This window comes from Pseudomonas sp. 09C 129 (genome assembly GCF_002843625.1).
Classification (GTDB): Bacteria; Pseudomonadota; Gammaproteobacteria; order Pseudomonadales; family Pseudomonadaceae; genus Aquipseudomonas; species Aquipseudomonas chlororaphis.
In genome coordinates this window covers 820126-833534 of sequence record NZ_CP025261.1, presented here as the reverse complement: position 1 = coordinate 833534, position 13409 = coordinate 820126, and the positions used below count along the sequence as shown (strand labels likewise).

Sequence of the window (13409 nt, the reverse complement as noted above, 5' to 3'; positions counted from 1 at the left end):
TCGGAGCATTTCCGGCTAGTTACGGCGACTTGCCCGATTCCACCTTGCCGGCATCCGCGTCGACAGCAGCTTTCGACTTGATGAAGGCGATCAGGGCGTCCAGTTCCTTGTCATTGGGGGTAAAGGTCGGCATCACCGCGGCGTAACCCTTGACGATCGCAGCACCGGGGTGGCGCACGGAATCCTTCAGGTAGCCCTCATCGACCTTGATCTGAGAACCATCGGCCAGGGTTTGCGTCTTGCCGTACAAACCCTGCCAGCCCGGGCCGATACCCTGGCTGCCATCGACGCTGTGGCAGGCCAGGCAACCCAGCGATTCGGCCAGCCGCTGTCCCTGCGCCGCCAGCTCATTCTGTGCGTCTGCAGGGCCTTGTTCTTTCTGCCCCACGGCACTCAGCGACTTGATGAAAGCCACCACGGCGGCCAGTTCATCTTGAGTGAAAGTATAGGCCACCATGACCGGCGGATAGCCCTGGACCAGCTTGGCCTGCGGCTCGAGAATCGACTCCTTGAGGTAGGCTTCGTCGACCTGGACGCGGGTGCCATCGGCCAACTGCTCCGAGCGGCCGTACAGGTCCTTCCAGCCCGGGCCCAGGCTGGTGCTGCCGTCCTGGCTATGGCAGGCGCGGCAGCCATGGCTTTCCACCAGTTGGCGGCCTTTTTCCAGCAGGCTGTCCCGGCTCGGCGTGGCGACGTTCGTCAGCGTCTGGGCAAAGGTCGGCTGGCTAGCGAACCATTGGTCGAAAGCGCCCTGCTCCTCGACGACCAGATGGCCGCGCATGTTGTAGTGGCCCACGCCACAGTACTCGGCGCACAGCACTTCAAACTTGCCGAGCCGGGTCGGGGTGAACCAGAAGTGGGACACCATGCCCGGCACCATATCCATCTTCGCGCGCATCTGCGGAATATAGAAATCGTGCAGTACATCCTTTGCCCGCAGCAGGACTTTTACCGGCCGATCGATGGGCAGGCGCACTTCATTGTTCATGATCAGCACATCGTCCTGCCCGGCAGGGTCATTGCGATCAAGACCGAAGGGATTGCCGGGATCGATCCATTTGACATCCGCCTTGCCGAGTTTTCCGTCACGCCCGGGAAAGCGAAACGCCCACTGCCACTGCTGGGCAACCACTTCGAGCTGGGTAGCCTCTTGCGGCACCTGGACGAAATCGTTGTAGACCACCAGGCCGGGCGCGAGCATGCCGATGATGCCCAATGAAGTGAGGATGACCAGCCACCCTTCCAGCTTCCGGCTTTCCGGCTGGTAGTGCGCCCGGGCACCTTCGCGATGACGGAAGCGAATCACGGCGATGGCCATGAACAGCGTGATGGCGATGAAAAAGATTCCGGTGATGACCAGGGTGATCAGCAGCGTGGTGTCTATCGACCCCCAGTTGGAGGCAGCCGGCGTCATGTGCCAGGGAGCAAGCAGGTGAAACAGCACCGAAGCGACAACGACTAGAACCAGGATGATTGCTATCGCCATTTTCTCGTCTTCCTGTGCCGGTTGTTCTGTGGCCATGCAAACGCAACGTCGCCCAACCGCAGCGCCACACCGATGCCTAACCCTCCTCCCAAGCCTGCTGGAACATTGCCTCTATCCCCGGGGCAAATCTTCTGAAAAGTATAGTGCGCCCCGTCGGACGTGCGCCGCCGGGCCCCGACACGACACAAGGCCAGGAGGTTGTGGCATTACCACGTCCCTTTCCCCTGATGGCCATCCCCAACACCTGCCAACCATGCTCAAATAGCCCCCGCGTTTTCTGCCACCCGCCACATCCGATCCGGAGCCGAACATGAAAAACACCGCCGCCCTGACCTTGGCCCTGATGCTTAGCCTGCTGTCGCTCCACGCCCAGGCAGAAGCAGTGGGCGATGCCGAGGCCGGTGGCAAGCTGTTCAAGCGCATCTGCGGTGGCTGCCACAATATCGGGCCTTCGGTGCGCAGCTCTTTCGGACCGCAGCTCAATGGCATTTTCGGGCGCACTGCAGGGAGCGTGGCGGACTATCACTACTCCGACGCGATGAAGTCCTCCGGCATCGTCTGGACCCGCGACAAGCTGGTCGCCTACCTCGAAGACCCAAAGGCCGTGGTGCCCGGTACGCGGATGATCTTCTGGGGGCTGAGCGATCAGGAGAAGATCGATAATCTGCTGGCTTATCTGCAGAGCTTTCAGGCGCAACAGCCCTGAGTGACCTGACAAATCAAAGCGGCCCCAAATCCTCAACGGGCGCTTCGCGCCCGATCGCAGCCTGGCGGCAGCGGCTACAGGGAGCCGCGGTGCTGGACGGGGCAACACCCACAAAAAAGCCCCGAACCAGTCGGGGCTTTTGCTATTGCCGGCCCAGTATCAGGCCGCGATCAGGCGTTTATCAGAACACGTTGATCGGGTAGTCGACGAACACACGCAGTTCGTTACCGCTGTCGTTGTAGCCACTGGATTTCTGCGATACACGCAGGATCGAGCTACGCACCTTGACGCTCAGGTCCTTGGCCGGGCCGCTCTGGACCACGTACTTGAACTGGTTGAAGATTTCGCGCTCGGTACCGCCGGTGGTGGTGGCGCCCTCACTGTTGGTGGCGGTGATGTTGTCACCACGCACATAGGCCAGGTTGTAGGTCAGGCCCGGTACGCCGAAGGCGCCGAAGTCCAGACCGTAGCCCAGCTGCCAGCTGCGCTCGTCTTCCGCGTTGAAGTCGGACCAGTAGGAGTTCGCCAGGTAGATGGTGTTGCCACCGTCGCCCACACGGTGCTGCTCTTTCTGGTAGCCGCCGTAGGCGTAGCCCAGGTTGCTGTCGCCGGTGCTGCGCTGGTGCGCCAGGGTGAAGGAGTGCGGGCCGGTGGCGTAGGTGGCTGCCAGGCTCCAGATCTTGTTGTCCTGGCCACCTGCTTCTTTGAACTCGGCGTAGGACTTGTCCAGCTTGGTGCGATAACCGTTGAAGTCGAAGGTCAGGGACTGATCTGTGGCCAGCGGGAACACGTAGTTCAGGTTCACGTACTGCTTCTTCAGCACGTCTTCGACGTCGGAAGCGTACAGCGAGCCCTTGAACTGTTCGGTGAACTGGTAGCTGCCGCCCAATACGTTGATCGACTTCAGGCCACCGCTGTCACGGCCTTCGGCGCTTTTACGCGACTCGGCGGTGAAACGACCGGCGTTCAGCTCCAGGCCCTTGATCTCTTTGGAGGTGATCAGGGTACCGGTGTAGCTTTCCGGCAGCAGACGACCATTGTCGTAGCTCAGTACCGGCAGGGCCGGCATCTGGTCACCGTAGGTCAGGACGGTGTTGGACAGGCGGAATTTGACCGCGGCGCCGGCCTTGGCCAGGTCTCCTGCCGGGCTCTTGTTGCCGCCTTCGCTTGGCTTGAAGAAGTCGATGCCCTGGCCGCCGCTGTGGCTGCCTTTATCCAGGCGCAGGCCGTACAGGCCGAAGGCATCGACGCCCACGCCGACGGTGCCTTGGGTGAAGCCCGACGAGAAGGTACCGATGGCCGCTTGACCCCACTCACGCTGGTCATCGTTACCGTTCTTCTTGTCGCGATTGATGTAAGCGTTGCGCAGCAGAATTTTCAGGCTGCTGTCTTCGACAAAACCCTTGGACTCAGCCTGGTCGTTAGCCATAACTTGAGTACTGCTCAGAATCCCCAGTGCGATCAGACCGATCCGCTTGTTCAACATTTTATTTTCCTTATTACGGGTTGATGACGCGCTGTGGTGCTCCTTTGAAACGGCGCTTAAGCGCTCTTTTTTCAGGCCAGAACAAAAAGACCCACCCACGAAGAATCGCGGTGGGCCTTTTATTATTGGAAGGTCATGGCCGTTGGCCACAGGCGTTGGCGCGAATCCTATCCGCGCCCTGAACAGTGTGTCAATTTCAAGAATCGTCTGAAAATAGGCAAAAATCGTCTAAGAACTTAACGATCCTTGATGGCCAGTTGCACGGTATGGCTGTCGACGAACTGTTCGAAGTGCGTGACCTTGCCATCTTTCAACGTCCACAAATGGGCCACGCGGGCATTCAGCGGTTTGCCCGTGGCTTTATAGACGCCGCTGTAGTTGCCGTAGGCGAACACCTTGTCGCCCTGGGCCACATAGTTCTCGACAGTGAAGGCAAACCCCTCCCACTCGGTGGCCAGGCGCTTGAAGACATTCTCCACCACGGCATCGAAGCCGACGTAGGTGCCGGCGTAGGGAAAACCTGCCGCTTCGGTCCAGCGCGCATCCGCAGCCAGGGCGGCGGCGGTGTTTTTCGCGTTCTCCTGGGAGTTGGCGCCTTCGTAGGTGCTTTTGATCAGTGCCAGGTTATCCATGGGCGACTCCGCAAATCAAGTGGGGGTTCAAAGGGCGCAACCGTTCAGGCCACAGGCCTGCAGGCTAGGTGAAAGCTCGACCTCTGGCGAACCGAAGGCTTCGCTCAGCCAGGCGGCGAACGCTTGCGGCTTGCCCAGCCAGGGGCTGATATCGAGCAGCCTGAACTGACCGTCCTGCTCCAGCACCAGGGTCGGAAAACCCTGGCCACCGACCCGGGCCAACAAGGCGCGGCTGGCCTTGATGTGCTCGTTCAGGCTGTTCGCCGCGGCGTACTCGAAGGCTTCCTCGAACTCGCCGCGCTCAAAGCCCAGGCCTTCGGCGAGTTCCAACAGAACATCGACATCGGCGATGCGGCGCCCTTCGACGTAGTGGGCCGTCTGCAAGCGCCCGAGCAACTCCAGGCCGCGCCCGGCGAGCGCCTGCGCCGCCAGTACCGCGGCAATCGGCGGGGCCGAATCGAACAGCGCCGAATAGTCGCGCAGCAAACCTTCGAAGTAAGCCTCGCCGAACGGCTGCCCGGTGTATTCGGCAATGCGCCGGTCATGGGGCATGACGTAGTCGCGCAGTTGCGGCGAAACCTGCTGGCAGTTGCGCCCGGTCATCATGCCGCCGCCATGGGCCACCACCGGCAGCACTGCCTGGGCCGCCTGCACCAGCGGTTTGGCGCCGTAGCACCAGCCGCACAAAGGATCGTAGATGTAATGAAGGGTCGCTGCCGACATGCAAGGCTCCGGGACAAAGGCCGATAAATTCGATGGCGGCAGACTATGCCTGTGGCCCACGGCGAAAAACGCTGGAATGGCTTTTAGTCTGTTTCGGGAATCGGTCGAATCGGCCATGTATCCACTGCATTTCAATCAAGACACAAATTGAAACAATCCACCCAGGGAACTTTTCAAGAATAATTAACGAAAGTAAATAGCAAGCATTACCATTCGCGCCGACTGTTTCTTTCCCCTTCTGGATGCGTTTTTCCATGCCTGCCCCCTTCCGCCTGACTCCCCTCACCCTTGGCTTTTGCGCCTCGCTGACGGCCGGCTTCACCTGCGCCGCCCCGACCACCCTGCCGGCTACCGCCATCAGCGCGCAAGTCGATGCCGACGACCCACGGGTCAAGGAAGTCAGCACCGCGACCCGCACCGCCACGCCGGTGCGCTACGTGCCGCAAGCCATCGACTCGGTGAAGACCAGCAACCTGCTGGACTACGGCATCAACGACCTGGGCACGGCCTTGAGCGGCATTCCCAACGTCAGCAGCGGCGCCGACACCCGCTTCGACAGCCTGCGTATTCGCGGTTTCGACGCCAGCAACGACTTCTACCTCGACGGCGTCCGTGACGACAGCCAGTACGTGCGCGACCTGCACAACATCGAGCGCATCGAGGTGCTCAAGGGCCCGGCGGCGGTGCTTTACGGCCGTGGCAGCCAGGGCGGGATCGTCAACCGGGTGAGCAAGCTGCCGCAGTTCGGCCGCCACTCCAGCGTCGAAGTCAAAGGCGGCAGCGAAGACCTGCGCAGCCTGTATGCCGACCTCAGCGCCGACCCCAGCGAGAACATCAGCCTGCGCCTGAACATGGGCAACCAGGACAACAACAGCTTCCGCGACGGCGTCAGTGGCAGTCGCCAGCTGTTCGCGCCGTCCATGAGCTGGCAGCTGACGCCGGACCTGAACTGGCTGGTGCAGTACGAGTACAGCCGCTACAACCGCACGCCGGACCGCGGCATCCCGGGGATCGACGGGCGCCCGGCGGACGTGAGTCGCGACACCACGTACGGCGACCCGCGCGACTACATCGACGACAAGTCCCAGTCGCTGCGCTCCAAGCTCAGCTACGAGCTGAACGACAACTGGCAACTGCGCCATACCCTGAGCCTGTTCAAGCTCAACAGCGATTTCGACAACACCTACCAGACCGGCTACGACAGCCGCACCAAGCGGGTGAACCGCCAGCGCTGGCAGCAGGACCTGAACACCCGCAACCTCTACAACAACCTCGAAGTCGAAGGCACCTTCGATACCTTCGGCCTCGAGCACCGGGTGCTGACGGGTGTCGAGCTGGGCAGCCAGCGACGCGATCCTAAGCTCTATACCGCAGCGGCGGTCAGCGCCGGTGGCCAGGCCGTGCCGTCCCTGGACCCGTTCAACCCGGATAAAAACATGCGGCATACCGGGAAAATGGTGGCGTCCAGCTACAACCACAGCGAGGTGGAAAGCCGCGCCGTGTATGTCCAGGACCAGTTGCGCCTGAACGATCAGTGGCAAGTGCTCGCGGGCCTGCGCTACGACAACTTCAACGTCGAGACCCACAACAAACTGCTGGATATCAAGGACGACCGCGACAGCCACAGCACCAGCCCGCGCCTGGGCGTGGTCTGGACCCCGCTGGAGAACCACTCCTTCTACGCCTCCTGGAGCAAGAGCTTCTCGCCGGTCGGCGGTGGCCTGATCGGCATCACCCCCAATGCCAACGGCAACAGCAACGACCTGAGCCCCGAGCGCACCCGGCAGAAGGAAATCGGGGTCAAGAGCGACTGGCTCGACGACCGCTTCAGCACCACGCTCGCGGTCTATGAGCTGGAGCTCTACAACCGTCGCAGCCGCAGCGTGGAAGACCCGAACGTGATCCTGCTGACCGGCCTGCAGCGCTCCCGCGGCGTGGAACTGACCGCCGCCGGCAAGATCGTGGGCAACTGGTCGATCCGCGGCGGCATCGGCCTGCAGGACGCGACGGTGGTCAAGAGCAACAACGGTGACGAGGGCAACCGGGTGAACAACGTGGCCAAGCGCAATGGCAGCCTGTTCGTGACCTGGAAGCCGGAAATGGGCTGGTACGCCGAGACCGGCCTGACCCTGGTGGGCGATCGTTATGCCGATAACGCCAACACCGTGATGCTTCCGGGTTATGGCCGCTGGGACGCCCTGGCCGGCTTCCGGCAGAAGGACTGGGACCTGCGGGCCGCGCTGAACAACATCAGCGACCGCACGTATTACTCCTCGGCCACCAGCGCCGGGCAGATCCAGTTCGGCGATCCACGCAGCCTGGTGGTAACCGGCACCTACAGCTTCTAAAAAGCAGCCATGGATACGGCCGCCATCGCCTGAGCGCGGTGGCCGGCTTTGCGTCCGCTGCGCGGCCGATCACAGCCTTCGGCAGCGGCTACAAAAACCTCGACCTTGTACCCTGCTCACTCCCTGTAGCCGCTGGCGCAGCCTGCGATCGACGGCGCAGCCGGCGCAAAACCCGGCTACACCCTTCCTGCTGACGGATCGCGGTGGCAGATTCGCGTCCGCTGCGCGGCCGATCGCAGCCTTCGGCAGCGGCTACATTCGCGCAAAAAAAAGCGCTGCCATCCGGGCAGCGCTTTTACCAATCCGTTGTTTGCTTATCCTTCCAGCACATCCCACAGCGCTTCGAGTTCGGCCTCGCTGAACAAACCAGCAGGGTAACGATCGAGGATCATCCGGCGCGGGTCGGTTTCCCGGACCTGTCGCGTTCCATTGCACTTCAACCATTGCGCCAGAACCTGAAGCGACTCGCTATTTATTGCGGAAGTCCGCTCGCTGACCCTATTCATTTCCAGCGTTCTCTCCCGGTTTGTGAGCGGCTAACTTATCCAAGGTTTATGACAGAACATCGCAGTTCCACCCGCCTCGGATTGACCTCGCGAGAGATACAAGAGCTATGCCAAGGTCTCGCAATTGCCAGCTTCCGGATCCAAAAAAACCCGCAGTCCATCAGGGCTGCGGGCTTGCCGGGCGACGCCGGATTGGATCCATATAACCGCCCGTCAATCAGGCGTCATGGGCTGTTACAACAACACTCAAACCTTGTGCGGCGCCGGTTGCTGTTGGGTAAGGCAATGGATATTTCCGCCCCCCAGTAACAACTCGCGACCCGGCACCATCACCACTTCGTGTTGCGGGAACAGGTTCTGCAGGATTTCCTTGGCCTGGGCATCCAGGGGATCGTCGAAACTCGGAGCAATGATGCCGCCGTTGACGATCAGGAAGTTCACATAGGAACCGGCCAGGCGCACCGACGGATTACGCTCCTGGGTGCCATCCACCGGGTCGACGCCCGCGCACTCTTCTTCGGTGGCGTACAGCGGTCCGGGAATCGGCATTTTGTGCACCGTGAACGGGCGACCCTTGGCGTCGGTGCTGTCTTGCAGCACTTTCAGCGCCGCCTGGCAGCGCGGGTAGTTCGGGTCCTGCGGGTCGTCGGTCCAGGCCAGCAATACTTCGCCCGGGCGCACGTAGCAGCAGAAGTTATCCACATGGCCGTCGGTTTCGTCGTTGTACAGGCCGTCCGGCAGCCAGATGACTTTATCCACAGCCAGGTTGACGCTGAGCACCGCTTCGATCTCGGCACGGTTCAGGTGCGGGTTGCGATTGCGGTTGAGCAGGCATTCCTCGGTGGTGATCACCGTGCCTTCGCCGTCGACGTGAATCGAGCCGCCTTCGAGCACGAAACCCTCGGTGCGGTAACGCGGGCTGCGCTCAATCTCGAGGATCTTGCCGCCCACCTGCGAGTCACGGTTCCACGGCGAATACAGGCCGCCGTCGAAACCGCCCCAGGCGTTGAAATCCCAGTTCACGCCACGGACTTCGCCCTGCTCGTTGATGACGAAGGTCGGGCCGGTATCGCGGACCCAAGCGTCGTCGCTGGACATCTCCACCAGGCGGATATTCGGCACGTCCAGGCGGGCCCGGGCGTTTTCATACTGGCCCGCGGAGACTGCCACGGTTACCGGTTCGAAGCGGGCGATGGCCTTGGCCACCGCTACGTGCGCGGCTTGCGCCGGCTTGCCGCCCAGGCGCCAGTTATCCGGGCGCTCGGGCCAGATCATCCAGGTCTGGGTCTGCGTCGCCCACTCGGCGGGCATGTAGAAGCCGTCGGCGCGAGGGGTGCTGTGCAAAGTGGTCATGGGTTCAGGACTCCAGGGAACCGTCGAGGGTTTTGATCGCGCTGTACAGGTTCGGCCGACGGTCGCGGAACGAACCCCAGGCGCTGCGAATGTGTTCCAGCTCGTCGAGGTCGAAACTGTGGACAAGAATACCTTCTTCAGTCTCGTTCAGTTCTTCAACCTTCTCGCCGAACTGGTTGGCGATGAACGACGAGCCGTAGAAGGTGATGTCGTAGCCGTCCTGCTCTTCGTTGCCGATGCGGTTGCTGGCGATCAGCGGCATCAGGTTGGCGCCGGCGTGGCCTTGTTGCACGCGCTGCCAGTGGTCGCGGGACGAGATGCTCGTGTCGTGGGGCTCGCTGCCGATGGCGGTCGGGTAGAACAGAATCTGTGCGCCTTGCAGCGCCATGCTGCGGGCGCACTCGGGGAACCACTGGTCCCAGCAGATGCCCACGCCGATTTTCGCGTAGCGGGTGTTCCACACCTTGAAGCCGGTGTCGCCCGGATTGAAGTAGTACTTTTCGTGATAGCCGGGGCCGTCCGGGATGTGGCTTTTACGATAAATCCCGAGGTTGCTGCCGTCGGCGTCGATGATCGCGATGCTGTTGAAACGCGCCCGCCCGGCCAGTTCATAGAAGCTGATCGGCAGCACCACCTGCAGCTCCTTGGCGACTTTCTGGAAATGTGCGATGGCCGCATTGCTTTCCACCGGAGTCGCCAGCTGCAGGTAGTCCGGGTTCGGCTTCTGGCAGAAGTACGGGGCCTCGAACAGTTCCTGGATCAGGATGATCTGCGCGCCTTTGGCGGCGGCCTCGCGGACCAGCTTTTCCGCGGTCTCGATATTGGCTTCGAGGTCCCAGGAACAGGCCATCTGGGTTGCGGCGACGGTAACGATACGGCTCATGGATCATCTCCTGGGCAGCAGCAAAGGACCGAGGGTGGCATCGGTCGATGACAGAAAAAGGGCAAGGCCGAGGCGGTTTGATCATGACCTGGGCTGAGGCAGTTTATATCCGATAAAAATCGACTTTAAAAGCGTAAAAATAAATTAGCCAAAAATAAACCCCTATAAACATCGATTATTATCGATATTTATAGGGGTTTAGGGGTATCAGTACCGACGCTATCGCGAGCAAGCTCGCTCCTGCAGGGCACACCTTTCTATGTAGGAGCGGGCTTGCTCGCGATCCGAATGCTGGGCATTCGAGTGGGGCCTAGAGCCCCTCCTCCAGCACCTTGGCCAACATGTCGACAAAGAAGTCGACGCTCTGGCGCGTGGTGACCATCGGTGGCTTGATCTTGAGGATGTTCAGGTCATCGCCGGTGGGCTGCATGAAGATCCCCAGCTCGCGCAGGCGATCGCACAGCAGGGCGGTCTCCTGCGTGGCCGGCTCCAGGGTCTGGCGATCGCGGATCAGCTCAAGGCCCAGGTAGAACCCCGAGCCATGCACCGCGCCCACCAGCGGATAACGCTCGATCAGGGCTTCGAGGCGCTGCTTGAAGTGGCTGCCGACCACCTGGGCGTTTTCCCAGAGTTTTTCTTCCTGCATCACGTCCAGCACCGCCATGCCGATCCGGCAACTCACCGGGCTGCCGCCGGCCGAGGAGAAGAAATAACCCTCGGCCTCCAGCGCTTCGGCGATCTCCCGGCGGGTGATCACCGCCCCCAGCGGCTGGCCGTTGCCCATGCCTTTGGCCATGGTGATGATGTCCGGCACCACGCCCTGCTCTTCGAAGCCCCAGAAAAACTTGCCCATGCGCCCGTAACCGACCTGCACCTCATCGGCGATGCACACCCCGCCCTGGGCGCGGACCAGCGCATAGACCTGCTTCAGGTAACCCGGCGGCAGGGCGATGCCGCCAGCGTTGCCATACACCGGCTCGCAGATGAAACCGGCCAATTGGCGATTCTGCTCCGCCAGTTTGGCCAGGTTGTGTTCGACGCTGCGCACGTAGTCCGCGGTGCTGTCCTGGCCGCGGAACTCGCCACGATAGGTATTGGGCGCGGTCACCGGATGTACCCAGTCCGGGCGGCTGCTCAGGGCCTGGGGGTTGTCGGCGATCGAGGTGGACACCGCATCCGCGCCCACCGTCCAGCCGTGATAGGCCTCCAGCACGCTGAGCAGGTCGCGCCCGCCGCTGTAGGCCCAGGCCAGGCGGATCGCCAGGTCGTTGGCCTCGCTGCCGCTGTTGACCAGGAACACCCGGTCCATGGAGTCCGGCGCCAGCTCCAGCAAGCGCTCGGAGAACTCGGCAATCGCCGCGTAGTGGAAACGCGAGTTGGTGTTGAGCAGCGACCATTGGCGCGCGGCCTCGGCGGCCATCCGTGGATGGCCATGGCCGAGCACCGCGACGTTGTTGAGCATGTCCAGGTAGGAACGGCCCTGCATGTCGATCAGGTGGTTGCGCCAGCCGCGCTCGATGCGTGGCGGGTCGACGTAATAGTGCTTCTGCGAACGGGCGAAACTGGCATCGCGGCGCGCCAGCAAAGCGTGCGAGTCGAGCTCCGGCTCGGCGTCGCAGGCCAGGCCCAGCAGCGCCGCCGGCGACGGGCACAGCGCCTGCCATGCCGCGGCGCGCGAGGGCGTGCAGAACAGTGGCGGATCGAGTTGCGCGCCACGGCACAGCTGGACCTTGAGCCCGCCATCCACCGCCCCCAGGACCTGGCCTTTGACCAGTGCAGCGCCGGCATGCACCGAGGGCGTGACGCCCCACAGCCGCACACTCAATTGCGGGCCATCGAGGCGCAACACACCGTCGGTGGCGCGGTGCAGCACCCCGGCAAAAGGCGCTTCGACCGCCGTGCCCGACGGTACCTGCAACTGCACATGCAGCGGGAAGGTGTCCGGCTCGACCGCACTGTCCGGGCAGGTCCGGGACAGGCGGTACTGCCCATAACGACTGGCCGCCAATCCATGGGCCGCCGCGGCCTGCTGCAACAGCCGGGTATCGATCTCCGGCAGCTCCCAGTTGCCGGCCTCGAAATGCGGGCTGAGCACGCCCAGGTCGATCAGGGCGAACTCGCGCCCCACCAGGCCCGGCAGCAAGGGGGCGAAACCTTCGCTGGCGATGGCCGGCAGAGACTGGCCGACCGCCGCGAGGATCGCCGCTTCCATCAACTCGAACGGCACCGAGGTGGCGACGCGGAAGATCTCCCATTCGTGGCTCAGGTTGTCGCGGCTGTACTGGTTGCCCGGGTCGATGCTCACCTGCTGTTCGCCACTGAGCACCAGCACCGCGGCGCGGGCCACGATCAGCGGCCACAGCGCCAGCAGCTCGGCCTGCTGCAGTGGATTGACCGCGTGATAAGCGCGGACCGCCGGCAGGATGCAGAACGGATCGCCCTCGGCATGGTGCAGCAGCGCCGCGCAGGTCACCGACAGGTCAGTGATGCGCCAGGTGCGGATCAGGTCGCCGAAATCGATCACCCCCTGTACCTGCCAGTGGCGCTGGGCGTCACGCTGCCAGACCACGTTGTCGTCGGTGATGTCCAGGTGGATCGCCTGCACCGGCAACTGCTCGGCCAGGCGCTGCACACGGCGCTCGGCCTGCTCGGTCACTTCGGCGATCAGGCGGCGTTGCTGTTCGTCGGCGATCACCGGCAACAGGTGATCGATCAGGCTATGGGCATGGCGCGCGTCCCATTGCAGGGTGCGTTCCAGGCCCGGGTGCTGGAAGTCCGCCAGGGCCAGGTCCATCTGCCCGCACAACCGGCCGAAGCCGGCTGCCAGCTCGGGGCCCAGGTGCTTGAGGTGGGTCAGCGGCTGGCCTTCGATGTAGTCGAGCAGGCGCACATGCAGCGCCTGGCCGTCGACTTCAAGGGACAACAGGTCGGCGCCGTTCTTCGCCGGGATCACCCGAGGTACGTGCAGCTCGGGGTGGCCGCCCAGGTGCTTGAGCGCCGCATGTTGCGCCTGCAATTCCAGGGCGGCGTAGTCGCCGCGGCAGATCTTCAGGACAAAACGCCCCCGGGGACTGTCGAGCCGGTAGTTGAGATCCTGCTGGCTGCCCAACGATTGCAGCGTGCCGCCAAGGCCGTAGTGCACTTCGAGCAGGTCCAGCGCCTGCTGCGGGGTGACTTGCGGACCGGGCAGACTGGCGCGGTGAATCAACGTGGCGAGCAACATGGAACGACCCCTGGAATTATTGTCAGATGCGTATATCGCCACTGCGCCAGGCGTTACGCAACC

11 protein-coding genes are annotated in these 13409 nt (G+C 62.7%); 2 read left to right on the top strand and 9 right to left on the bottom strand.

The window, feature by feature from the left end; genetic code table 11:
• Positions 1-19: 19 nt before the first annotated feature.
• Positions 20-1486 (bottom strand): cytochrome c oxidase subunit II, encoded by a 1467-nt coding sequence (locus CXQ81_RS03855; RefSeq protein WP_101336530.1) that lies wholly within the window; start codon positions 1484-1486, stop codon positions 20-22.
• Between the two features lie 310 nt (positions 1487-1796).
• Here CXQ81_RS03855 and CXQ81_RS03850 point away from each other — a divergent pair, with 310 nt between their 5' ends.
• Positions 1797-2192 (top strand): cytochrome c family protein, encoded by a 396-nt coding sequence (locus CXQ81_RS03850; RefSeq protein ID WP_053259289.1) that lies wholly within the window; start codon positions 1797-1799, stop codon positions 2190-2192.
• A 181-nt stretch (positions 2193-2373) separates the two neighbouring features.
• Here the strand turns inward: CXQ81_RS03850 and CXQ81_RS03845 are convergent, their stop codons facing one another.
• The 4 genes from CXQ81_RS03845 to CXQ81_RS30990 form a co-directional block, all read right to left on the bottom strand.
• Positions 2374-3678 (bottom strand): OprD family porin, encoded by a 1305-nt coding sequence (locus tag CXQ81_RS03845; RefSeq protein WP_007922539.1) that lies wholly within the window; start codon positions 3676-3678, stop codon positions 2374-2376.
• Between the two features lie 236 nt (positions 3679-3914).
• On the bottom strand, positions 3915-4310 hold the full coding sequence (locus CXQ81_RS03840; RefSeq protein ID WP_007922537.1) for a nuclear transport factor 2 family protein: 396 nt from the start codon (positions 4308-4310) through the stop codon (positions 3915-3917).
• 27 nt (positions 4311-4337) lie between these two features.
• Positions 4338-5033 carry a DsbA family protein gene (locus tag CXQ81_RS03835; RefSeq protein ID WP_053259286.1) on the bottom strand — a complete coding sequence of 232 codons (696 nt, stop codon included), beginning with the start codon at positions 5031-5033 and terminating at the stop codon, positions 4338-4340.
• Between the two features lie 43 nt (positions 5034-5076).
• The gene (locus tag CXQ81_RS30990; RefSeq protein WP_157832231.1) at positions 5077-5289 is read right to left on the bottom strand and encodes a hypothetical protein; all 213 of its coding nucleotides are present in this window, start codon (positions 5287-5289) and stop codon (positions 5077-5079) included.
• Between CXQ81_RS30990 and CXQ81_RS03830 the strand changes: the two genes are divergently transcribed.
• Positions 5288-7381: a TonB-dependent siderophore receptor gene (locus tag CXQ81_RS03830; protein WP_101336529.1), complete on the top strand. Its 2094-nt coding sequence runs from the start codon at positions 5288-5290 to the stop codon at positions 7379-7381. The genes CXQ81_RS30990 and CXQ81_RS03830 overlap by 2 nt on opposite strands.
• Before the next feature lie 314 nt (positions 7382-7695).
• On the opposite strand, the gene CXQ81_RS03825 is transcribed toward CXQ81_RS03830, so the two are convergent.
• The 4 genes from CXQ81_RS03825 to CXQ81_RS03810 all read right to left on the bottom strand — a co-directional run bounded on the left by CXQ81_RS03825 (position 7696) and on the right by CXQ81_RS03810 (position 13346).
• Complete coding sequence (locus tag CXQ81_RS03825; RefSeq protein ID WP_009041729.1) at positions 7696-7887, bottom strand: hypothetical protein; 192 nt, start codon at positions 7885-7887, stop codon at positions 7696-7698.
• A 246-nt stretch (positions 7888-8133) separates the two neighbouring features.
• Positions 8134-9240, bottom strand: coding sequence for an agmatine deiminase (gene aguA, locus CXQ81_RS03820; protein ID WP_101336528.1), 1107 nt, complete (start codon positions 9238-9240; stop codon positions 8134-8136).
• 4 nt (positions 9241-9244) lie between these two features.
• Positions 9245-10123 (bottom strand): N-carbamoylputrescine amidase, encoded by an 879-nt coding sequence (gene aguB / locus CXQ81_RS03815; RefSeq protein WP_101336527.1) that lies wholly within the window; start codon positions 10121-10123, stop codon positions 9245-9247.
• A 310-nt stretch (positions 10124-10433) separates the two neighbouring features.
• Positions 10434-13346 carry an aminotransferase gene (locus tag CXQ81_RS03810; RefSeq protein WP_101336526.1) on the bottom strand — a complete coding sequence of 971 codons (2913 nt, stop codon included), beginning with the start codon at positions 13344-13346 and terminating at the stop codon, positions 10434-10436.
• Positions 13347-13409: the final 63 nt, after the last annotated feature.

Excerpts from the sequence above, each read along its gene's own strand:
- CXQ81_RS03855 (WP_101336530.1), bottom strand. The coding sequence starts at position 1,486 with ATGGCGATAGCAATCATCCTGGTTCTAGTCGTTGTCGCTTCGGTGCTG.
- CXQ81_RS03850 (WP_053259289.1), top strand. The coding sequence starts at position 1,797 with ATGAAAAACACCGCCGCCCTGACCTTGGCCCTGATGCTTAGCCTGCTG.
- CXQ81_RS03845 (WP_007922539.1), bottom strand. The coding sequence starts at position 3,678 with ATGTTGAACAAGCGGATCGGTCTGATCGCACTGGGGATTCTGAGCAGT.
- CXQ81_RS03840 (WP_007922537.1), bottom strand. The coding sequence starts at position 4,310 with ATGGATAACCTGGCACTGATCAAAAGCACCTACGAAGGCGCCAACTCC.
- CXQ81_RS03835 (WP_053259286.1), bottom strand. The coding sequence starts at position 5,033 with ATGTCGGCAGCGACCCTTCATTACATCTACGATCCTTTGTGCGGCTGG.
- CXQ81_RS03830 (WP_101336529.1), top strand. The coding sequence starts at position 5,288 with ATGCCTGCCCCCTTCCGCCTGACTCCCCTCACCCTTGGCTTTTGCGCC.
- CXQ81_RS30990 (WP_157832231.1), bottom strand. The coding sequence starts at position 5,289 with ATGGAAAAACGCATCCAGAAGGGGAAAGAAACAGTCGGCGCGAATGGT.
- CXQ81_RS03825 (WP_009041729.1), bottom strand. The coding sequence starts at position 7,887 with ATGAATAGGGTCAGCGAGCGGACTTCCGCAATAAATAGCGAGTCGCTT.
- aguA (WP_101336528.1), bottom strand. The coding sequence starts at position 9,240 with ATGACCACTTTGCACAGCACCCCTCGCGCCGACGGCTTCTACATGCCC.
- aguB (WP_101336527.1), bottom strand. The coding sequence starts at position 10,123 with ATGAGCCGTATCGTTACCGTCGCCGCAACCCAGATGGCCTGTTCCTGG.
- CXQ81_RS03810 (WP_101336526.1), bottom strand. The coding sequence starts at position 13,346 with ATGTTGCTCGCCACGTTGATTCACCGCGCCAGTCTGCCCGGTCCGCAA.